The 20062-nt window shown below is 66.5% G+C and carries 14 protein-coding genes; 9 read left to right on the plus strand and 5 right to left on the minus strand.

Features of this window, described 5'->3' with window-relative positions; translation table 11 throughout:
• Nucleotides 1-29 precede the first annotated feature (29 nt).
• Entirely contained in the window at nucleotides 30-1289 is a 1260-nt protein-coding gene (locus tag GA615_RS02125; RefSeq protein WP_152049591.1) for a glycosyltransferase, read from the plus strand.
• Nucleotides 1290-1311: 22 nt separating this feature from the next.
• On the opposite strand, the gene GA615_RS02130 is transcribed toward GA615_RS02125, so the two are convergent.
• From GA615_RS02130 to GA615_RS02145, 4 genes are all read right to left on the minus strand, one after another.
• Nucleotides 1312-2244 (minus strand): alpha/beta fold hydrolase, encoded by a 933-nt coding sequence (locus GA615_RS02130; protein ID WP_152049592.1) that lies wholly within the window; start codon nucleotides 2242-2244, stop codon nucleotides 1312-1314.
• A 45-nt stretch (nucleotides 2245-2289) separates the two neighbouring features.
• Entirely contained in the window at nucleotides 2290-3252 is a 963-nt protein-coding gene (locus GA615_RS02135; RefSeq protein ID WP_152049593.1) for an NAD(P)-dependent alcohol dehydrogenase, read from the minus strand.
• 196 nt (nucleotides 3253-3448) lie between these two features.
• Entirely contained in the window at nucleotides 3449-4180 is a 732-nt protein-coding gene (locus GA615_RS02140; RefSeq protein WP_152049594.1) for a YceI family protein, read from the minus strand.
• A gap of 110 nt (nucleotides 4181-4290) precedes the next feature.
• Entirely contained in the window at nucleotides 4291-4776 is a 486-nt protein-coding gene (locus tag GA615_RS02145; RefSeq protein ID WP_152049595.1) for a MarR family winged helix-turn-helix transcriptional regulator, read from the minus strand.
• A gap of 320 nt (nucleotides 4777-5096) precedes the next feature.
• Here GA615_RS02145 and nhaA point away from each other — a divergent pair, with 320 nt between their 5' ends.
• Both nhaA and GA615_RS02155 read left to right on the plus strand, forming a co-directional pair.
• Entirely contained in the window at nucleotides 5097-6671 is a 1575-nt protein-coding gene (nhaA, locus tag GA615_RS02150; protein WP_152049596.1) for a Na+/H+ antiporter NhaA, read from the plus strand.
• Between the two features lie 160 nt (nucleotides 6672-6831).
• On the plus strand, nucleotides 6832-7494 hold the full coding sequence (locus tag GA615_RS02155; RefSeq protein WP_152049597.1) for a PEP-CTERM sorting domain-containing protein: 663 nt from the start codon (nucleotides 6832-6834) through the stop codon (nucleotides 7492-7494).
• Nucleotides 7495-7522: 28 nt separating this feature from the next.
• Here the strand turns inward: GA615_RS02155 and GA615_RS02160 are convergent, their stop codons facing one another.
• Nucleotides 7523-11485 carry a tetratricopeptide repeat protein gene (locus tag GA615_RS02160; protein WP_152049598.1) on the minus strand — a complete coding sequence of 1321 codons (3963 nt, stop codon included), beginning with the start codon at nucleotides 11483-11485 and terminating at the stop codon, nucleotides 7523-7525.
• Between the two features lie 322 nt (nucleotides 11486-11807).
• On the opposite strand from GA615_RS02160, the gene GA615_RS02165 reads away from it, so the two are divergent.
• The 6 genes from GA615_RS02165 to GA615_RS02190 all read left to right on the plus strand — a co-directional run bounded on the left by GA615_RS02165 (nucleotide 11808) and on the right by GA615_RS02190 (nucleotide 20031).
• On the plus strand, nucleotides 11808-13595 hold the full coding sequence (locus GA615_RS02165; RefSeq protein WP_152049599.1) for an SUMF1/EgtB/PvdO family nonheme iron enzyme: 1788 nt from the start codon (nucleotides 11808-11810) through the stop codon (nucleotides 13593-13595).
• 297 nt (nucleotides 13596-13892) lie between these two features.
• Nucleotides 13893-15077 (plus strand): glycosyltransferase family 2 protein, encoded by a 1185-nt coding sequence (locus GA615_RS02170; RefSeq protein WP_152049600.1) that lies wholly within the window; start codon nucleotides 13893-13895, stop codon nucleotides 15075-15077.
• Nucleotides 15050-15916, plus strand: a complete 867-nt coding sequence (locus tag GA615_RS02175) for a hypothetical protein (protein WP_152049601.1) — start codon at nucleotides 15050-15052, stop codon at nucleotides 15914-15916. The genes GA615_RS02170 and GA615_RS02175 overlap by 28 nt, the downstream gene beginning before the upstream one ends.
• Nucleotides 15916-17097, plus strand: a complete 1182-nt coding sequence (locus GA615_RS02180; protein WP_152049602.1) for a glycosyltransferase family 4 protein — start codon at nucleotides 15916-15918, stop codon at nucleotides 17095-17097. The genes GA615_RS02175 and GA615_RS02180 overlap by 1 nt, the downstream gene beginning before the upstream one ends.
• A 1-nt stretch (nucleotide 17098) precedes the next feature.
• On the plus strand, nucleotides 17099-17749 hold the full coding sequence (locus tag GA615_RS02185) for a hypothetical protein (protein WP_152049603.1): 651 nt from the start codon (nucleotides 17099-17101) through the stop codon (nucleotides 17747-17749).
• Nucleotides 17750-18708: 959 nt separating this feature from the next.
• The gene (locus GA615_RS02190) at nucleotides 18709-20031 is read left to right on the plus strand and encodes a Gfo/Idh/MocA family protein (RefSeq protein WP_152049604.1); all 1323 of its coding nucleotides are present in this window, start codon (nucleotides 18709-18711) and stop codon (nucleotides 20029-20031) included.
• The last annotated feature ends 31 nt before the right edge of the window (nucleotides 20032-20062 follow it).

The raw sequence follows: 20062 nt of genomic DNA on the forward strand, positions 1-20062 counted from the left end.
CACCGTTGCTCTGTTCTGGTGACCCCGAGATGACCCTGACCGTGAATCGAAATACGCTGCCGGCTCGGCAGACCGAAGCCTGTGATGGTGTGGTCTGGTGTGGGAACGTCGACTACTGGTACCACAACCGGGGGCATTCGTCGGTCCGCATGGCGGTTCGCCTGGCCAGGCGGGGCGTGCCGACGCTCTGGATCAACAGCATCGGCATGCGGATGCCGGTTCCCGGCCGTACCGAGATTGCCTGGAGCCGATATACTCGCAAACTCGGCAGCATGCTCCGTGGTCTGCGTCGTGATCCGGAAACCGGGATGTGGGTCTATTCTCCCCTGTTTGTGCCGAAGTATTCGCCGAAGGGGATCGAGCTGAACGGGCGGTTGCTGGCCTGGCAAATTGCCGCTCTGCGCCGGTGGCTGGGCATGAAGCATGCCTCGGCGGTGGTGTCGATGCCCACAATGGGGCCGGCGGTCGAACGCCTGAACTGGACGCGCACGGTCTTCGAACGGTGCGACGACTTCGGATCGATGCCGGGGGCCGATCATGCCACCATCGCCCCGCTCGAACGCCGACTCGTCACTGGGTCCGATGTGGTCATCTACGTCAATGAAGGGCTGATGGAGGCCGAGCGCGGCCTGTCGGCCCACGCCGAGCTGATTGGCCACGGCGTCGATTTCGAACGCTTCGCCCAGGAACGCCCCGAGGGAAGGCCCCCCGAAGGCCCGCCTCCGGAACCGTTGCGGGGGCTTCCGAGGCCGATCATCGGCTTCTACGGCGGCATGGACGACTACCGGATGGATCGTGAACTTCTGGTGCGCATCGCCCGGCACGCGGCGGCTCGGGGGGGATCACTCGTCCTGATCGGCCCGGCGCAGATGGACCTCGGTTCGATTCTGGCCGAGCCGAACGTCCGCCACATCGGCCAGATGCCTCCCAACGACCTACCCGCCTTCGCCGCGCACTTCGATGTCGGCATCATTCCGTTTCTTCGGAACGAGTTCAACGAAAGCTGTAATCCGATCAAGATCAAGGAATATCTTGCGATCGGCTTCCCCGTTGTGGCGTCCGAGCTGCCCGCGTTCGATCCGTACGACGGCCTGATTGAGCAGGTCACCACGCACGACGAATTCCTGCAAGCCATCGACCACGCCCTGCTCGACGACACTCCGGAACGGACCCGAGCCCGCCGGGCGACCGTCGCCGAGGATAGCTGGGACCGTGTGACCGATCGCATTGCCTCGCTGCTCGGCTGCCCTCCCTCGCCCGAGGGGGCCGACGCAACGGCGACACCTTGATTCGTAAGCGGTTCGTCCTCGTTCAGGGGGCCCAGGGAGACGAGGTCAGCCACCAGGTCATCGTCCGGGTGACGCGGTCGGCGGCGTCTTGCTGAACGAAGTGGCCAGCGCCGGGGATGGTGATAAGGGTCAGGTCGTCGGCGATCCAGTCCCAGGTGCCAGCCAGGGCACCGGGCAAGAGGGCGGTGTCATCCAGTCCGTGAATCATCAGGACGGGGCACTCGACGGGAGGGAACTCGCGTCCTTCGAGGGCCTGATCGTAAGGCGGGCGCGGGTAGTTGGCCCGGTAATAGTTGAGCATGGCGGTGCGGGAGGATCGGCCGAACGCCTCGACGTAGACGGCTCGGGCCTCGGGGTCCTGAACCCATCCGGCGAGCAGGGCGGGGGGGATGAGCGCCTCGGCCCCGTCGGCCTGGAAGTTCCGAGCGTACTGGCTGGCCCGTTGCTGGTCGGGGTTCTCGGCCAGCTCGCGGAGCAGGCCCTTCGGGTGAGGCAGGTTGAGGATGACCAGCCGATCGGTTTGATCGGGATGTGCCATGGCGAACGACCAGGCGATCATCCCTCCCCAGTCGTGCCCGACGATCACGGCTGATTCGGCCTCGAAGTGCCGCACGACGGCCGCCACGTCCTCGACCAGGCGATCCAATGCGTACGCCTCGACCCCCTCGGGCTGGTCGCTCTCGTTGTAGCCGCGAAGGTCGATGGCGACGACACGGAAGTGCTCGGCGAGCGGGGGCATCTGGGCGCGCCAGGTGTACCAGAAGTCGGGGAAGCCATGCAGCATGACCACGAGCGGCCCGTTCCCCATCGTCGCGTAATGAATCTTCACGCCGTTCGAGTCGGCCATGCCATGCGTGACGAGGTCGCGGATGTCGGGGGCCTTCGCCTCGGGAGGGTCGTCGATCGGCGCGACCAGGCCCAGCGAGACGACGATCGGCAGGAGCAAGCCAGCCATCGGATCACCTTTTCATCGAAGGGGAGGGGGGAGGAATCATCCGGGTCAAGCGATGTGCAACACGATCTTCCCGCGCGTGCGGCCGGTCTGGCTCTGCTCGTGGGCCTGGCGAGCGTCTTCCAGCGGGTAAACGTGCTCGATGACGGGCCGGAGTTCCCCTTGCTCGGCCAACTGGGCAAGCGTGGCGAGGTCGTCTCCGCGAGGCTTGACCAGAATGATCGCCGCCCGTCGTCGCACGCCGAACGGCCGGAGGATGGGCAAGAGGCCCATCCAGCCGATCAACCGCGGCGAGGGTAGCGTCGAGACGTACGTTCCGTCGGGCTTGAGGAGGTGGCGGGCCCGGCGGAAGTTGCTGCGGGCGACGGCGTCGAAGAACACGTCGAAGGTTTCGTCCCGCTGGGTTACGTCGTGCACGGTGTAGTCGATCACGGTGTCGGCGCCGAGCGATCGGACCAGTTCGGCATTCGAGGCCGAGCAGGTCGCCACGACCCGGGCTCCCAGCGCCTTGCCGATCTGCACCGCGAAGGTGCCAACCCCTCCCGAGGCGCCATTGATCAGGACCGACCCGCCCGAGGGGACCCGGCCAAGGTCGCGGAGCGATTGCAAGGCGGTCAGGCCGGCAATCGGGACCGAGGCGGCCTGCTCGAAGCTCCAGACGTCCGGTTTTCGAGCGGCGGCCGATTCGGCAATGACGGCATATTCGGCATAGGCGCCGGTCTGGCCTTTTCTCAGGTCGGCCATTCCAAAGACCGGATCACCCACTTGAAATCGGGTGACACCCTCGCCCACCGCATCGACCTCGCCGGCCAGGTCGCCGCCGAGAATCAAGGGGAAGGTCGGTCGCAAGATTCCCTTGAGCATCCCGCTACGGATCTTCCAGTCGACCGGGTTGACCCCCGCCGCTCGAACCCTGACCCGGATCATTCCCGGTTCCAGCTCAGGACACTTGACCTCTCGGATCTGAAGCCGATCGGGGCCTCCGTATCCGTCGATCACGACGGCTTTCATGCGTTGGAACTCCACAGACCCGAGGGCATGACCGCCGAGGGCCAAAGGGGCGGGGGTACAGGTGTCGTCGGCACGTCGGCCGGCGGCGCATGGACGGCAAGAATGCCCCTATTACGACCAGGTAAACCGCGGGATGTCCAGGGGCCTGGGCCGCTGAACATCCCGCGACAGTGGGTCGCAGCGGATTCGCGGAAGATTACTCTGCGGCTTCGGTAGCCTCGGCACCGCGAGCGGCGTCCACGTCGAGTCGAATCACGACATCTTTGTTGATGATGTTGTCGCGGACGTCTGCCTCGGAACCGTAGACGATCCCCCAGATGGTTCGGTCGATCTTGAACTCGGAGTCGAGCGAAACGGCCTCGTCGGTGATGGCGACGGTCGCGGGGAAGCTGACCGACTTGGTCACGCCATGCAGGGTCAGGTTGCCGGTGATCTCGTGGGTACCTCCGTTCGAGGTGTCGGCCACGATCGCGGTCGAAACAAATTCGGATTCGGGGTAGGTTTCGACTTCAAAGAAATCTTCATTTTTCAGGTGGCCCGTCAGCTTGTCGTTGTCGGACCAGATCGAGTTCATGTCGATCGTCACCGAGACGGAGCTGATCGACTCGCCGTCGGGCGGGAGCAGGAACCGGCCGGTGAACGACTTGAAGCCGCCGTCGTGGCTGCTGCCGACGAGCTTCGATCCGACGAAGTCGATCTTGGAGGACGAACCGTCGAACGCGACCTCCTCGGCGGCGGCCGGAGCGGCCTCACCCTCAACCTCAACCTCGGTTTCGGTTTCCGTGGTCGTGACTTCAGCCTCGGCCGGGATGGGCTCGGCGTCGCCGACCTTGGCGGCGGTCACGTCGGCGGCCGGGTTCGAGCAGCCGGTCAGGGCCACGAACGCGAGCAGGGAGATCAGAGCAGACCATCGTGCGATGATGTTCATGGGAGTCGATCCTCAATCAAAAACTGGGTTCGCGAGACGAAACGTGGCGGACGAAGAGCTTGCTGTGCCCCGGTGGGGGCGAAAGGCCCGTGTCGAGCGTGGGAGGGGGCTCAGGGGCCTGGCACGTCGGGTGAGCAACGGGCCTTGGTCAGCAAGGTGTTGAGGGTTTGCAGTTCCTCGGGGTCGAGGTGGCCCAGCAGGCGGCGGTGCAGTTCCAGGACGGGTTCGTCAAGCTGGCCGAGCCGGGCGAGCCCTTCAGGAGTGACGCGGACCCGAACGACGCGGCGGTCGCGTTCGGATCGGTCGCGAACGACCAGGCCGGCCGCCTCCAGACGATCGACGAGCCGGGTGATGTCGGGGACCGAGGTGATCATTCGACCGGCAATTTCGAGGCTGGGCAGTCCCTCGCCCCCTTCTCCGCGAAGAATCCGGAGGATGTTGTACTGGGCCGGGCTGAGCCCGTGCTGACGGAACAGGCGGATGAACTTCAGTTGCAGACGATCGGCCGTGCGCAGCAGGTTCAGCATTGCCTCCTGCTCGGGCACGGCGAACGGTTCGCGTTTCTTCAACTCCTGCTGGAGTCGGGAACCAACCATGCAACAACCCTGGGAGTGATCTGAGGCCGTTCATCCACGTCAGCGGGATTTTACGGCCGGGAGGATAGTTGTGTCAACAACCAACGGGGGTTTCGTCCAAGGTCTCTTGGCGATGGAATCATGATTTTGGTTTAATCAACGGCGATTGGGCCGGGGCGGAGTTGTCCCGGAACCGTCCCCCGGCACGCGGTGTGGGGGGACCTCCGAAGCGCCATCGGATTCCGCTGCGAGCGTGTCTCGACCGCCCACCGTTCGGGGTGCGTCGAGCGAGACAAACGCCCTTTCCTCGCGCGTCAGATCAAGGGATTTGAGACAGTCGCATGCATCTACCTCCTCGTAGCATGGGCAAGATCGAGGTTCACTCGCGGCAATCTGCGCTGGCCCGCCGCGTAGGTCTTCGAGCCTTGACGTTCATCCACACGGCCGAGGCCGGCGGGGCTGCCCTGTTCCTGGCCGCCACGATCGCTATCATCTGGGCCAATTCTCCGTGGCAAGAATCTTATGAAAAGATCTTTCATACGCCGGTTGAATTAACTGTTGGCGCCTTTTCGTTCGCTCCTCCCTCCGATCAGGCCGAGGGGCACGCAGAGGAGCACGGCCACGAGGAGGAAGGCGGCCACGAGGACGAGCCGGTCAATGAGCTTGTGTCCGCAAGTATCGGTGGGGCCGCGGCCTTGCCCCCCTCCGCCGCGACCGAGTCGGCGGCCACCGTTGCAGACGATCATGCCGATGATCATCGTATGAACCTGCATCACTGGATCAACGACGGCTTGATGGTCCTTTTCTTCTTCGTGGTGGGCCTGGAGATCAAGCGAGAACTGGTGCTGGGCGAGCTGGCCAGCTTCCGGAAAGCGGCCCTCCCGGCCGCGCTGGCCCTGGGAGGAATGATCGTTCCGGCGGCCATCTATGCCGTGATCAACACGGCCCCCGGCGGCGTCTCGCGCGGCTGGGGGGTGCCGATGGCAACGGATATCGCCTTTGCCATCGGCGTGCTCGCCTTGCTGGGCAATCGGGTGCCGAACTCGATACGGGTCTTGCTGCTCGCCTTTGCGATCGTCGACGACATCGGCGCGATCATGGTCATCGCCTTGTTCTACACCGAACAGATCTCGATGACGGCGCTGCTGCTGGCGGTGGCGATGGTCGGGGTGGTGGTCATCATGCAGCGCATTGGCGTGCTGGACATCTTCCCGTACATCCTGGTGGGCGGGGTTTTCTGGGCCCTGTTGCTCAGCTCGGGCGTGCACGCCACGATTGCGGGCGTGGTTCTGGGTCTGATGACCCCCTCGGTTCCCTGGCTGAATATGCAGCGGTATTCCGAGGAACTGGACCGGCTTCAGGCCGAGTACAACGAGGCGATGCGGGTGAAGAACGAGGACGAGGCCAGCTTCATCCTCGGGAAGATCGAGCATCTGACCCAGATGACCGAGTCGATCCTCGATCGTCTGATCCGGTTCATCCACCCCTGGACGGCGTTTGTCGTCTTGCCGGTCTTCGCGCTGGCCAATGCCGGGGTGGTGATTAACGCCGAGAGCCTGAACGTGGCCCTCTCCAGCCCGGTTCTCTGGGGAGTGGCCCTTGGCCTGTTCCTCGGCAAGCCGATCGGCACGACGCTGATGGCCTGGCTCTGTGTCAAGTCGGGGTTGGTCTCCCTTCCCGAGGGAACGAACTTCCGGCAACTCTTTGGCATCGGGATGCTCGGTGCGATTGGCTTCACGGTGGCCCTGTTCATTACGGACCTGGCCTTCATCACGCCTGAGGATACCGACGCGGCGAAGCTCGGCATTCTCATGGCCACGATCGCCGCGAGCGTCGTGGGATTGCTCTATCTCCGGTCCGTGCTTCCGAGTCGGATTGCAGATCAGATGACCCCGGCCGAGGCGGCCCATCATTGATTGGCCGGTCCTCATGTGTTGCAAGAATGCAACCAGAACCGAGGGTCGTCGCTTGTCGAACAGGATCGCCCCGGCTTAGCATGTCGGGGCGATCCTGCGTTCGCGTGTTGATCCCGTTCGTTTTGATTTTGACTGGCTCAACCTGTTGGGGAGACCGTTCATGACCAGGCAGCATCTTCACCGGGCAACCGTCGCGCTGCTTGGCGTGATTCTCTCGGGAGTCGCGTCTCAATCGGCCGAGGCCGGTTTCATTCTTCGAGACGTGAAAGCCGAGGAGGTCCTCGACCCAATCGGGTTCTACCAGGCCGAGCTGGTCCTCACCGGCCTGCCGGGGACGTTCATCAACGGCTCAAACAACCCGGCTGAGCGCGACTACTTCACCATCTTCGACATTCCCGATCTCGAAGGTGATGTCGGCAAGCCGGCCGGCTGGTCCAGCCGGAACGAACTGATCCCGGCGGGTTTGCCGGTCGGCTTCGATGATCCGACGCTGCCGAACCTGACCTTCTCTTACCTCGCCGGCGAGCCCATTCGCTTGCCCGCTGGGGCAACGGAGCTGGTGATCGGGATCTTCTCCTGGCAAACCTTCGACGTGAACCCGTTGATCCTGCTCTCCGAGATCCGCTACGCCTGGCAGACCTCAAGGCGCCTGGATGACGGGACGGTGATCAAGGAAACCGGCTTTAACGTCGCGCCGGTGTTCGTCATCCCCGAGCCCGCCTCGCTGGCGATGACGGCTGCCGGGCTCGGACTGGTCGGGCTGCTTGCTCGGGTCCGGCGCCGATCCCGAACCCCTGGCCATTCGACGGCCTCGACCGGATGATCGGCCTCGTTGGTCGGCAAGTCGGTCATCAGGGGGTTTGCGGCTCGGTTGCCTCGGAATTGGTCTCCGATTCGGGTTGAAGCTCGATCGGAGGGGAGAGCAACCGGTCGAACTCGTCCCGATCGCGGAGGGGGCCGAACCGTTCCGCGCGGTCTCGAAGAAGGTCCCGGCTGACTCCGGCGTCGATCGCAACGCGAAGCTGGGCCATCGCCCGCTGACCCAGTTCGGCCATCAGACCTTCGGATCGTGTCGGGTCGAGGGCCGGGTCCGAGGCGATCGCCTCCAGGCACTCGCCGAGCAGTTCCGCGGCCCTCACGCGCAGCTCGGGACGGTTGGGCAGCGCCTCGGCCAGCTCCGAGGCGGTTCGGGCGGCCTCGGCGTAGCGCCCTTGAGACAGCAGGGCGGCGACGAGCCGGCCGCTGGCCTGGTCGAGCGTTTCGCGGAGCATCGGGGCGTTCATCGCCCTGGCCCCTTGTCGGGCATGGGAAATGGCGGCTTCCAGGGGCTCCCGTGCCTCCTCGGTGGCTCCCCGATCCAGCCGTAATCCGGCCAGGTCGAGCGAAACGATGCCGGCCATCGAATGTTCGGAAGGGCCGGCCTCGGGACGATCGGCCAGGGCCAGCAAGAGCTCGGCCGATTGGCTGATTTCCTGTTCGGCTTCCTCTGGTCGGCCCAGCTCGGCCAGGCGCTCGCCCAGGTTGTAGTGGACCATGCCCAGATGACGGGTCAGGGTGGGGGTCGTGGTGTCTTGCTCGTCGGCCAGCTCTTGAAGCAGGCTCAGCGAGCGGCGGATGGTTTGTTCCGCGTCGTCCCTCTTCAGGTTGCCCAGGTTCGCCAGGGCCATTGCCAGGTCGGATCGGAGCGAAGCGTTCTCGGGCCGATCGGCAAGCAAGGTCTCGAAGATGGCGATGGCCTCGCGGTAGACCTGCTCGGCCTGGTCTTCCTGGCCCGAGGCGGCCAGGATCGGCCCGAGCGTGCTGAGGCTGGCGGCCTCGTCCTGACGGTACGAGGGGCGATCGGGGTAGCGTTTGGCCAGGGAGCCGAACAGATCGGCGGCTCGGGTCAGGTCGGTCTCGGCGGCGTCAAACTCGCCGACGATGTCAAAGAGCCGGCCGCGATTGAGCAGGGCCACGCCCAGCGTGTCGGCCGCGTCGGGAATCTCGGGAAAGCGCTGGTTGAGGTCTTCGGCGGCGGCGACAGCGCGGTCGTAGGTGTGCCCGGCCTCCCCCTCGTTGCCTCGCTGTTCCAGAACGGTGCCGAGGTTGACGAGGGCCACCACCCGATCTCGGGAGATTTTCAGGGGTTCGGGGGCCATTTCGGCAAGCTCGTTATACAGATCGACGGCCCGGCGTTGGGCCTGCTCGGCGTCTCGCAATCGTCCGGCCGAGGAGAGCAGGACGCCCAGATTCAGGTGCCCTCGGGCCAGGGCCCGGCGATATTCGAGCCGGCCCGGGAAGTCCTCGGCAAGCCGTTCGAAGTGGGCGATCGACGGCCGCAGGACCGCCTCGGCCTCGGTCAGATCACCGCGACGACGCAGCAAGATGCCCAGGCTGTTGCTCGTCTTCGCCAGGCCTTCGCGGAGCCGGGGGACGGTGGGAAGTTCGGCGAGTAACGGCCCCTGAATCGCCAGGGCACGCCGGAGCAGCGGCTCGGCCTCGTCGGGACGATCGAGCATCAAGAGCAAGACGGCCAGACCGTCGGTGACCGTGGCCAGCTCGCGGCGCAAGGGCACGGAGGGCTCGGCCTGGTCAACCACCAGGGGGTCGAGCCGGTCGATGGCGGATCGGTACACCGATTCAGCCTCGTCGAACCGGCCGGAGAGCTTCAGCAACTCGGCCAGCTCGGCCTCGGCACCGGCAATGGCCAGGGCGTTGTCGTGACTCGGCGACTCGTGCGACGCAATGGCCTCGCAGGTGGCGATCGACTGGCGGAGCAAGGGCTCGGCCTCGTCGGCTCGTCCGAGTGCCCCAAGCAGGTCGCCGAGGTTGCTGCGAGCCTCGGCCAGCACGCGGTGAGCGTCTCCGGGCTGAGGGCCGGTGTGAGGCATTGTGACCAGGGCGTCGATTGCCTGGCGATAGGCACGCTCGGCCTCGTCGAACCGGCCAAGCCGCGCGGTGATGTCGCCGATCCGAACGCGGGCGCGTTCCCGATCGAGCGCGGCCGACGGCCCGAGGCCACCTTCCTGGACAAATCCGGTGTAGAAGGCCAGGGCCTCGTTGATCGACCGTTGCAGGGCGTCGTCGATCGGGGGGACGATCAGGCCGTCGTCCGCCTCGGGGCCGGGGGAGTCCGACCGGGATCGGCCCTCCAATCCGGCCAGGGCTCGACGGAGGAAATCCTCCTGACGGGGGTCGGACAGGTCACCGAGAATCGTGTCGGCGACCTCCAGATACATATCATCGACCGCCGATCGGGCCAGGCCTTCCATCTGGGCGGCTCGATTGCGTTCACGACCGATCAAGGCGGTGCTGAGGGTCAGGGCTGGCACGGCGGCAACGACCAGGGCGGCGGCCACGGCCACTGCGGTGCGGTGGCGTCGGGCCCATCGACCGGCCCGGACCGTGATCGGTTCCCGGTAGACGCTGACCGGCTCGTCGGCAAGCCATCGGCGCAGGTCTTCGGCCAGTTCGGGTACGGTCTGGTAGCGGTCGCCCGGCTCACGTTTCAGGGCGTGGAGACAGATGGCCTCCAGCGGTTTCGGGACCGAGGCATTGAGGGATCGAGGGGTAGGCGGGGGCTCGTCGCGGGCCATCCGGAGCAACTCAGTCGAGTCCTTACCGACGTGAGGGGGCCGTCCGGTGAGCAGCTCGAACAGGATCGCGCCGAGGCTGTAGATATCGCTCGTCGGGCCGAGTTGCTCGATGGCTCCTCGGGCCTGTTCCGGCGGCATGTAGGCCGGGGTGCCGAGGACCTGACCAGCGATCGTCTCGGATCGTTCGGGGTCGAAGGCGACGACCGGGGCGGTTTGCTCGGCGTCGCCGGAGGTGGACGCCATCGGGTCGGGTCCGCCGGCGGGCCGCGCGAGGCCCCAGTCGAGGACGAGGGCCTCGCCGAAGTCGCCCAGCACGACGTTCTGCCCTTTCAGGTCGCGATGAATCACTCCCTGAGCGTGGGCGAAGGCCACGGCGTTGCAGACGTCGAGGAAGGTGTCGAGCAGCCGACGCAGCTCCATCGTCGAGTCGGCCTGGCCCGCTTTCCGGTTGCGGTGATAATCGGCAATGGCTCGGGCCAGGGTCCGGCCTCGAACGAACCGCATCGTGTAGTAAGGGCGGCCATTGTCGGGGTGGTGGCCCAGTTCGTGAACGGGAACGATGTTCGGGTGTTCGAGCTGGCCGGTGATGCGGGCCTCGGTGATGAACCGATCCCAGAGCGTCGGGTGGTCCAGGCTCTCCGGTTTCAACTCCTTCAGGGCGACCTCCCGGCCGAGGACCAGGTCGCGGGCTCTCCAAATTTCGCCAAGCCCTCCCTGAGCGTGAAGCTGGGTGCGGGTGTAGCGGCTCGCGCTGTATTCTCCGGAAGACCTCCCCAGCGGTTCGAGCCCCACGAAGCGTCGGGGCTCTGGGTTTACGGCGTCGATGGTGCTTCCAAGGACCTCGGCGCCGTCTCGGGTGTCGATGGTCGCCTGGAATCGAAAGTCGGCCGAGGCTGAGGCCGAGAGCGGGTGGTTCGCGGACGCCTGAGGTCCGGAGGTGTCGATCGTCTCCTCGAAGGCGGGCAGACTGAGGGCGGTCATCGCGGTGAGGACCTGATCGTCGGCCACGGCCGCCCAGAGTTTCTGCGGATTGCCGTCGAACTGCTCGATCAGGGCGTCGAGCTGGTCCTGGAGCTGATCGCGAGCCTCTGCATTGAGGTCGCCACGCTGGACGAGCAGGTCGGCCAGCGGTTGGGGCGATTGCGACCGGGCCTCAAACGCCGAGGCCAGGCGATCGGAGTCGATCTGCCGAGCACGCAAGGCCAGGGCGGCGAACAGCGCGTCGTGGTCGATGCTCATACAAACGTGCCCCGCTTCAGAACGAGGAGGAAACCGACACGACGAGTCGAACGCCGCGAGGTCGTCAGCCTCCTGATGGCTCTGCTCAATCGTAGCGAAGAATGGACCGCCGTCGAATGGGGCTGATTGATATTGAGCGGATTGCCCTCGTTGTCGAGGTCAGGACACAACGGGAACCATCGGGGCGGACTTGTTCCCCGAGGGCCGTTGCGGATACCCTGGGAACAGGTGCGCGATTCTCGCAGGGTTCCCTTGCTATTGTGCGGCCGGTTCCGAGGCGAGACCATTCGTTTTGCCTGGCAACCGCGGGAGCGATCCCCTCATGGCCGATTCCAGCTCGTCCGAATACGATCTCGCCCCTCCGCCGAGCGGTACGCCTTCGCCGAAACGGCCGCCGTCCTCGAAGCCCGTCGATGGGGGGGCGAATCCGCCTCCTCAATCGTCCGGGCCTCGACAGCCGCCGAAGCCGTTGCCCAGGCTTTCTCGCGTGGCTCCACCCGCTTCGGGGGAGGATGAGACCGACGCCGAGTCGCCGAAGCCCACCGGGGCCGGCGCGCCTCGAACTTCGCGACGCGATCGCAACGCCGAGCGACTCGCCCGACGCAAGGCGTCGGCCGCCGAAGAGGAGGACGAGCCTGGGAATCGGACCCTCGCCACCCCGACGCCGACGCTCGACACCGTCGAGACCCGGGGGCGCGTTCGAGTGATCCTCGGCATCATGGCGTTTGTCGCCGTGGGCCTGGCCATCGCCATGATCGTCCGGGCGGTCGGAGGCGGCAACTCGGACATGTCCGACGTCTACGTGATCGACTCGACCCAGATGTTCGGCCCGCCGACCGTCAACGCTCGGAACACCGTCCCGACGACCGATCCCAACGCTGCAGAGGAGGCGGCCCAAAGCCTGCTGGGTCGCGCCCGAACGGCCCTGACGATTCAGCTCGCGCACTCGTATCTCCAGCGGATCGTTGACACCTACCCCGACACCCAGACCGCCGCAACCGCCCGAGAAGCCCTCGACCGCATCGCCAATCGGCAGCCGCCGTTCCCGGATATCCCCTCGCTGGCGCCGGAGGTCATCGTTCTCGCTCCCGCGCCCGAACCAGCGCCGGACACCGCGGCCGATCGCGTGGTCGCACCCCCGCCGGTTCCGCAACCGGAGCCCGAACCGGAGCCTGAGCTGGTCGTCCGAGTCTTGCCGAACGGGTTCTCGCCGGCTCCCGGTGCCCTGGAAGATTCGTCGGGCTGGCCGTCTCGGATCGTCTGCGATCGGGACGGTATGACGATGGTCCTGGTTCCCGCGGGGGTTTACATCATGGGGAGAGACGGCGGGCCTCCCTCGGAAGGACCGGCCCACCGGGTCGAATTGCCGCCGTTCTACCTCGACGAGCACGAGGTGACCGTCGAGCAGTTCGCGCGCTACCGCGACGCCCTGACCCAGCGGGGCGAGACGGTCGTGCCGAAGCCCGAGGAACTGACCCGACTCGGCCTGACCCCTCGGCATCCGGTCGTCTTGACCTCGGCCCAGGAAGCGCTTCGGTATGCCGAATGGGCCGGAAAGTCGTTGCCCACCGAGGCCCAGTGGGAAGCCGCCGCCCGGGGCCCTGACGCCCTGATCCGCCCGTGGGGAGCTGCTCCTCCCCCGTGGCCCCGGCAACGGACCAACCGCTCGATCGACCCCGTGACAGCCTACCCGGCCGACCGCTCGGCCTTCGGGGTGTTCGACATGGCCGCCAACGCCTGGGAATGGACGGCCGACTGGTTCGACGGCGGGGTGTATGGGGATCGGGCCCGGTTCATCGCGTACAATCCGGGGGGACCGGATCGCCCGTCGTCTCAGCCTCCTCGGCAGACCGTTCGAGGGTCCTCCCCCTCGCACGACCTGACCTACCGCGAAGGGATGCCGATCACCACCCGCTTGCCTTACCTCGGCTTCCGCTGCGCCCTGAACGTGGAAGGTTTGCCGGTGGCCGGGGCGGGGCCTCGGCCCAGTGCGGTTGCTCCCGCGACCAGTCCCGGCGTGTCCCCGGCGGTTGCTCCTCCGACTCCTGCCCAGCCGCAGCCTCCTCGGCAGCAGCCCCCGACGAACACGGGAACCCTGGTCCCGTTCTGATCGGCAGGGGACGCGGAAATCGCGCCGAGGCGGTGGTATTGGGAAGGGCGCCCCGGTGGGGAGATCCGGAACATCGGGCCGGGTGGTCGAACCGCGTTGACAGCCGAGGCGATCCCGGCTAAAGTCCCCCTGCACGTCGCGGCCATGATCGGCTGGATGGGCGCAACACACGATTCGGCAACAGGTTCGGCCCCTTTTGCGTCCTCTGATCGGTCGATGGTCCCGGTTCGAGTGCGGGCGGCCCCACGGACGAGGCTGCACACCGGCTCGCACCGAGGTGACGGGCGAGGGCAAGTCATGGAAGATCACCCCGCCGGTCCGGCATGTCCGGAGCCTCGGGGGCAGTGGCCGCTTTCGGTGGTCGTTCCCGTTCGAGACGGGGGTGACGCTCTGACCCACTGCCTCCGGGCGCTCCGTGTTTCTGTCGGCGTCGCGTTCGAGCTGATCGTCGTCGATGACGGCTCCCGGGACGACTCGGGCCGCAAGGCCGAGGCAGCCGGGGCCGTGGTCGTGCGGCACGATCGGCCGCTCGGACCGGCCGCGGCCCGCAACAATGGGGCCCGGGCGGCCTCGGCCCCGATCGTCTTCTTCCTCGACGCTGATGTAGCGGTGCATCCCGATGCCCCTCGGAAGGTGCTCGACCGCTTCCGGGCTGACCCGGAACTCGGGGCCCTGTTCGGCTCGTACGACGACCGGCCGACGGCTCCGGGCCTGGTCAGCCGGTTCCGGAATCTGCTGCACCACGACACGCATCAGCGGGGGACCTTTCAGAACGAGGCTCGACCAGCCCATACGTTCTGGACCGGGTGCGGGGCCATTCGCCGCGACCTGTTCCTGGCGATGGGAGGGTTCGACCCCCAGCTCTACCGACGCCCGGCGATCGAGGACATCGAGCTGGGCTATCGGCTGACCCGGGCCGGTCATCGGATCGACCTGGTCCGAGACATCCAGGTCACCCACCTGAAGCGCTGGACGCTTCGGGAGGTGATCCGAACCGACATTGCGCGCCGAGGGGTGCCCTGGACCCTGCTCATGCTGCGCTCCGGGGTGGCCGAGACCGATCTGAACGTCAGCGTGACCCAGCGGGCGAGCGTGGCGGCGACAGGACTGACCGGACTGGCCTTGCTCGTCAGCCCGATGGAACCCTCGGCCCTGGTTCTGGCCGCGATCGGACCCCTGGCGGTGGTCGGTCTGAACGCCCGCTTCTACCGGTTCCTGGCTCGTCGGATCGGTGTGCTTGGATCGGTGATGAGTGTGCCGTTGCATCTGCTCTACTTCGTCTGCTGTGGCCTGTCGGTGCTGATTGCTTTGGCGATCTGGCTTGGTCAGCGACGGGTGAGGCAGCCGATTGCCGATCGGCAGCCGTTGCGACCAAGGACCGACGCTCCCGCCGAGGTGACTGCCGCCGGTCCTCACACCCTGGCCCCTCAGCCCGCTCCCCGGAGGCGATCCCCATGGTCCCGGACCAAGACGCTCCCCTGAGACCCATCGCCCCGTCGGTGGGCTCGACCATCGAGGGCTCAACCTCGACCGTCGCGGTCGTCCGATCTGACAACCGCCGAGGGGCCGTGGCCGAGGCGCTCGCCTTGCTCGATGCCGAGATTCGGCCGATTCTCGCTGGCCCGGCCGTGATCCTCACCCATCTGGAGCCGCGCCGGGCCGACCCGGCACCGCTTTCGAGCCTGCTCGACATACTCGGCTCGGCTGACCTGGGAGAGGTGGTTGTGGCCTCCGGATGTGTCAACGCCGGGGCAATCTTCGATCGATCCGGCTTCCGGCGCGAATGCTGGGGCCGGGCGGTTCGGTTTCTTGATCTGGCCCGCGACGAGGAGCGCTGGCGGACGATCGAGCGGCCGGGGATCGGCACGATCCGATTGGCGGAGACGGTCGCCTCGGCCGGGTGCCGGATCGCATTGACGCCGATCGAGGCGCTCAAGGGATGGCGGGGGATGCCCGCCGGGCGTCGGGCGATGCTCGCGGCGCTGCATCCGGACGACCGATTCCGGTTCGACGGCGTGCCGATCCGCCGCGCCTGGCCGGATCTGAGTGTGGTCGAAGGCCCAGTCGGCCGGTTCGGCCGGGAGGTGATCGCCATTGCCGGGATCGACCCGACGGCCGTGGACGCGGTGGCGGCGGCGGTCCTTGGCAAGGATCGGCGAAGGAGGTCGGGGACCATCGAGGCCGAGCTGGAACCGCCGCGGTTCACGGTCATCGGCGACCCGATCGAGCCGGAGCCCGCCCGAAGCTGGCGACCCTCGCTGCCGCTGGGCCACGGGTTGCGTCGGGATGCCGGACACGGGAATCCCGAAGGGGGTTCTTGATGCGAGTGGGCATTGATGGGGGCTGCCTGAGCAATCGTCGGGGGTTTGGTCGCTTCTCCCGGTCGTTGCTGGGGGCGCTGGGTCGGGTGGCTCATGACCGGGAGTTCGTGGTCTTCGTCGATCAGCCGTCGCTGGACCGGGTCGAGGTGCCCGCGGGGTTTGAGACGGTGGCCGTGCCGGTTCGAGAGGCGCCGAGCCAGGCGGCCTCGGCCGAGGGACGGCGACGGGTGGCCGACTTGCTCGCCTTCAGTCGGGCCACGAGCGGGGCGAACCTCGATGCGATGGTCTTTCCCTCGTCGTACAGCTTCTTCCCGGTCTGGAACGTCGGCCGGGTTATCGTGACCATCTTTGATGCGTTGCCGCTGATCTATCCCGACCTTGTGTTTCCGAACCGGCGGGGCCGCCTGTTCTGGACGGTCAAGGAGCGGGTGGCGGTGCGGTCGGCCGACCGGATTCTGACGACATCCGAGGTGTCTCGCCGCGACCTGATGGCTCATTACCGCTTGCCGGGGGATCGGGTGGGCCTGATCGGGGCGGCTCCCGACCCGGTCTTTCGGCCGTCGGCACCGGGGCCGGCCTCGGACGAGGCCATGAGGCGGTACGGCTTGCGGCCGGAAGAACGGTTCCTCATTTATGTGGGTGGCTTGAGTCCTCATAAGAATCTGACTCGGCTGATGCAGGCGTTCGCCCGATCGGCCCCGAGCGGGGTTCGCCTGGCGATCGTCGGCGACTTTGGCGACGTCTTCCATACGCATGCCCCGGAATTGCGGGCCGAGACGGAACGACTTGGCCTTTCGCATCAGATTGTGTTCACAGGATTCGTTCCTGACGAGGATCTGGTACATCTCTACGGTCGAGCCGAGGCTCTGGTCCAGCCGTCGCTGCTGGAAGGGTTCGGCCTGCCGCCGGTTGAGGCGATGGCGTGTGGCACTCCGGTGCTGGCCAGCACGGCCGGATCGCTGCCCGAGGTCGTCGGGGAGGCGGGCCTGTTCTTCGATCCGACCGACCTCGACGCGATGGCCGGGGCGATGGCCGAGGTCCTTGGCGACCGTGGTACCCGAGCCCGCCTGGCCGAGGCCGCCCTGCGGCGCTCGGCCCGATTCACCTGGGACGCGGCCGCCCGGCAACTGCTGGAACACCTCGATGGGCTTGGCCCGAAGACTCACCTGAAGGTTGCTTGACATGACCATTTGCGTTGTCACTCGATCACTGGCTCCCTCGATTCCTGCCGTCGCGATGGCCCAGACGCTGACAGCCCTGGGGCACCGAGTCGTGGTGCTGCTAGCCCCGATGCACCCTTGCGTGGCGCCCCTTGAACAGGGGTTCGAGCCGGCCGGGCCGGTGGTGCATCGCCTGGCGGTTCCGAACTGGCTGGGGAAGATTGGCGGGCATCGGGTGCGACGCCTGGCGATCGCCCGGGTGCTGCGTCGGCTTGATCCGCAGGTCGTCCATCTGGCCGACGAGGCGGACCGAGGGGTGACAGTGCCTCCGGGGGCGGTGGTCCTTCAGAGCGCTCCTGGTGGTGAGCTGCTCCGGGAGGCGGACGCGGTGGTGACTCCTGACGGGCGATTCTTCGACCGATCGGGCCTGCTGATGGAGTGTCCCGGCGTGCCGCCGATGCCGAAGCCCCAGACGATTGCCGACGGGCTCGACCCGGCGGTTTCGGGCTCGCAATGGCGGGTCTTGACCTACCTGGCCGGTGTCGATCACCTGCGCCGATCGCGACGGGTTCGGCTCGATCAGCCTCGAAGCAACGGGGTGTCTCGGCCGATCCGATCGCCGCGGCGCTCGTTGCGGGATGCCGGGGCGCTGGGAACGATCGGCACGGCGTAATCCGAGTTCGTTTTTAGAAACGACGGCGCGGCAGGTCGGATTCGTTTCGGGAGCCGATGGCGCGGTCGATCGGGTTCGTTTCGAGCGAAGGGAGAGGTGGGCTCGAACTGCGCCGAGGCGGTCGCGCTTGCTCTCGGTGCGCGATGCGGTGCGCGATGCGGTGCGCCTCGGGTGCGCGGGGCGGTGCGCTGGTTGGAGGGAAGCTCGTTCGGTTGATTGGCCTGAACTGGAAACGAGTTGCGCCGATTCCTCGGGGTTCGTTTCGTCAGTCCGCGCGGAGAGAACTGGGTTCGTTTCGTGCGGTAGAGAAGTGCCGCAAGGTGAGCGAACGTTGGGGCATGGTGCGCGGCTCGGTGCGCCTTGGGTGCGCGGTTTGGTGCGCCTTGGGTGCGCGGTTTGGTGCGCCTCAGGTGCGCGGCTCGGTGCGCCTGGGAGAGGTGGAAGGAGGTTCTCGCGATGCGGTTGCCAAAGAGGGGCCTCGGTCCTTCGGGGCCGTCGCGGAACGAGGAGCGGACGGCGACGGAGCAAAGGAAGACGAGGGACGACGGGATCGAAACCCGCCTCTCTTAATCTCGTGAAAATGGGGCAGGTCAGTCACACAAAAAGGGTTTGAGCCGGAATCGAGGTGCGCGACACCGCGCACTCACAAAACGAACAGCCGGGAGGGAACCGGAAGCCAAGGAGGCGAGGGATGGTTCAGGAACGAGCCAAGCGAGGCTCGTGACCTTGCCGAGCCTGCCTTGAGGACGAGACGCAGGTCGTGTCGGCAGGTGTGGCATCGAAGACGGTCGGCGGAAGGGGTGGCAGGGCTTCCGAAAGAAGATCAGCCTGAGGGGGGCCGTGGGGGTATCGTCTGGAAATTGGAGAGCAGGGGGGGGATGATCGGGGGGCATGGTCACCGGAAGGGTCGGCGGGGGTCGACCGACGTGAGCCGTTTCCAGAGCGAGGAGCCATCGACGATGAACCCACCGCGCAACAACGCCTCCCGACGAACGTTTTTGATGAGTGCAGCGGCGGCCTCGGCCGGAGCGATCGCGTTCCCGACGGTCGTGCCCGCCAGGGCGCTGGGGCGTGACGGAGCCGCCGCGCCGAGTGACCGAATCGTGCTGGGGACGATTGGCGTGGGAGGCCGGGGCCGAGGGCTGAACCGGATGTTCCTGCAGCAGCCCGACGTGCAACTGGTGGCCGTTTGCGATGTGGACGCCTCGCACCGGCAACAGGCCGTTGCGGAAGTGAATGAACAGGTCGGTAATGATGATTGCGCCTCGTATCATGATTTTCGAGAGCTGATCGCCCGGAACGACATTGAGGCGGTGATCGTCGCCACGCCGGACCACTGGCACGCGATCCCGACGATTGCCGCGGCGCACGCCGGGAAGGATATTTACTGCGAGAAGCCCTTGACGAATACCGTGGCCGAAGGGCGGGCGATCGTCGATGCGGTGGATCGCCACCAGCGGATTCTTCAGGTCGGCAGCCACGAACGATCAGGCGACAATGCGCGGTTCGCCTGCGAATTGGTGCAGAATGGTCGAATTGGCCGATTGCATACGGTACGGATCAACCTGCCCGACACCGACAATCACCACCAGGAGGCCAAGGCCCTGGCCGAGGTTCCTGGCCCGGAGCCGATTCCCGACGGGTTCGACTACGATTTCTGGCTCGGCCACACCCCTCGGGTACCGTATGCCGAGGCCCGATGCCACTTCTGGTGGCGGTTCAACCTGGCCTACGGCGGCGGTGAGATGACCGACCGAGGCGCCCATGTGATCGACATCGCCCAGCTTGGCCTGGGCACGGATCACACCGGGCCGGTCCACTTCGAGGCCAAGGGCCGACGGGGCGAAGGCTTGTATGATGTCTTCTGGGATTATGAATTCACCAATACTTACGCCGACGGAACGAGACTCATCGGCTCGACCGAAGGCCCCCGCGGCCTGAAGTTCGAAGGGGAAGACGGCTGGATCTTCATCGAGATCCACGGCGGTCGGCTGGAAGCCTCCAGCCCGTCGCTGCTGGAGGAAACGATCGGGCCGGATGAGGTCCACCTCGGCCGCAGCCCTGGCCACCAGCGAAACTTCCTCGACTCGGTCCGCAGCCGACAACGCCCGGTCGCCCCTGCCGAGGTCGGCCACCGCACCGCCACCATCTGCCACCTGAACACCCTCGCCATGCTCACCGGCCGCCCCCTCACCTGGGACCCCGAGGCCGAACAGGTCACCAACTGCGAGGAGGCCAATCGCCTGCTCTCTCCCATGATGCGCAAGCCCTGGTCCCTTTGATCTCTGCTCATGCTCGGCGTCGCCCGTTCCT

It is taken from the genome of Tautonia marina, from assembly GCF_009177065.1.
Lineage (GTDB): Bacteria > Planctomycetota > Planctomycetia > Isosphaerales > Isosphaeraceae > Tautonia > Tautonia marina.

Excerpts from the sequence above, each read along its gene's own strand:
- GA615_RS02145 (WP_152049595.1), bottom strand. The coding sequence starts at position 4,776 with ATGGTTGGTTCCCGACTCCAGCAGGAGTTGAAGAAACGCGAACCGTTC.
- GA615_RS02130 (WP_152049592.1), bottom strand. The coding sequence starts at position 2,244 with ATGGCTGGCTTGCTCCTGCCGATCGTCGTCTCGCTGGGCCTGGTCGCG.
- GA615_RS02165 (WP_152049599.1), top strand. The coding sequence starts at position 11,808 with ATGGCCGATTCCAGCTCGTCCGAATACGATCTCGCCCCTCCGCCGAGC.
- GA615_RS02170 (WP_152049600.1), top strand. The coding sequence starts at position 13,893 with ATGGAAGATCACCCCGCCGGTCCGGCATGTCCGGAGCCTCGGGGGCAG.
- GA615_RS02155 (WP_152049597.1), top strand. The coding sequence starts at position 6,832 with ATGACCAGGCAGCATCTTCACCGGGCAACCGTCGCGCTGCTTGGCGTG.
- nhaA (WP_152049596.1), top strand. The coding sequence starts at position 5,097 with ATGCATCTACCTCCTCGTAGCATGGGCAAGATCGAGGTTCACTCGCGG.
- GA615_RS02190 (WP_152049604.1), top strand. The coding sequence starts at position 18,709 with ATGAACCCACCGCGCAACAACGCCTCCCGACGAACGTTTTTGATGAGT.
- GA615_RS02175 (WP_152049601.1), top strand. The coding sequence starts at position 15,050 with ATGGTCCCGGACCAAGACGCTCCCCTGAGACCCATCGCCCCGTCGGTG.
- GA615_RS02125 (WP_152049591.1), top strand. The coding sequence starts at position 30 with ATGACCCTGACCGTGAATCGAAATACGCTGCCGGCTCGGCAGACCGAA.
- GA615_RS02180 (WP_152049602.1), top strand. The coding sequence starts at position 15,916 with ATGCGAGTGGGCATTGATGGGGGCTGCCTGAGCAATCGTCGGGGGTTT.
- GA615_RS02140 (WP_152049594.1), bottom strand. The coding sequence starts at position 4,180 with ATGAACATCATCGCACGATGGTCTGCTCTGATCTCCCTGCTCGCGTTC.
- GA615_RS02160 (WP_152049598.1), bottom strand. The coding sequence starts at position 11,485 with ATGAGCATCGACCACGACGCGCTGTTCGCCGCCCTGGCCTTGCGTGCT.
- GA615_RS02185 (WP_152049603.1), top strand. The coding sequence starts at position 17,099 with ATGACCATTTGCGTTGTCACTCGATCACTGGCTCCCTCGATTCCTGCC.
- GA615_RS02135 (WP_152049593.1), bottom strand. The coding sequence starts at position 3,252 with ATGAAAGCCGTCGTGATCGACGGATACGGAGGCCCCGATCGGCTTCAG.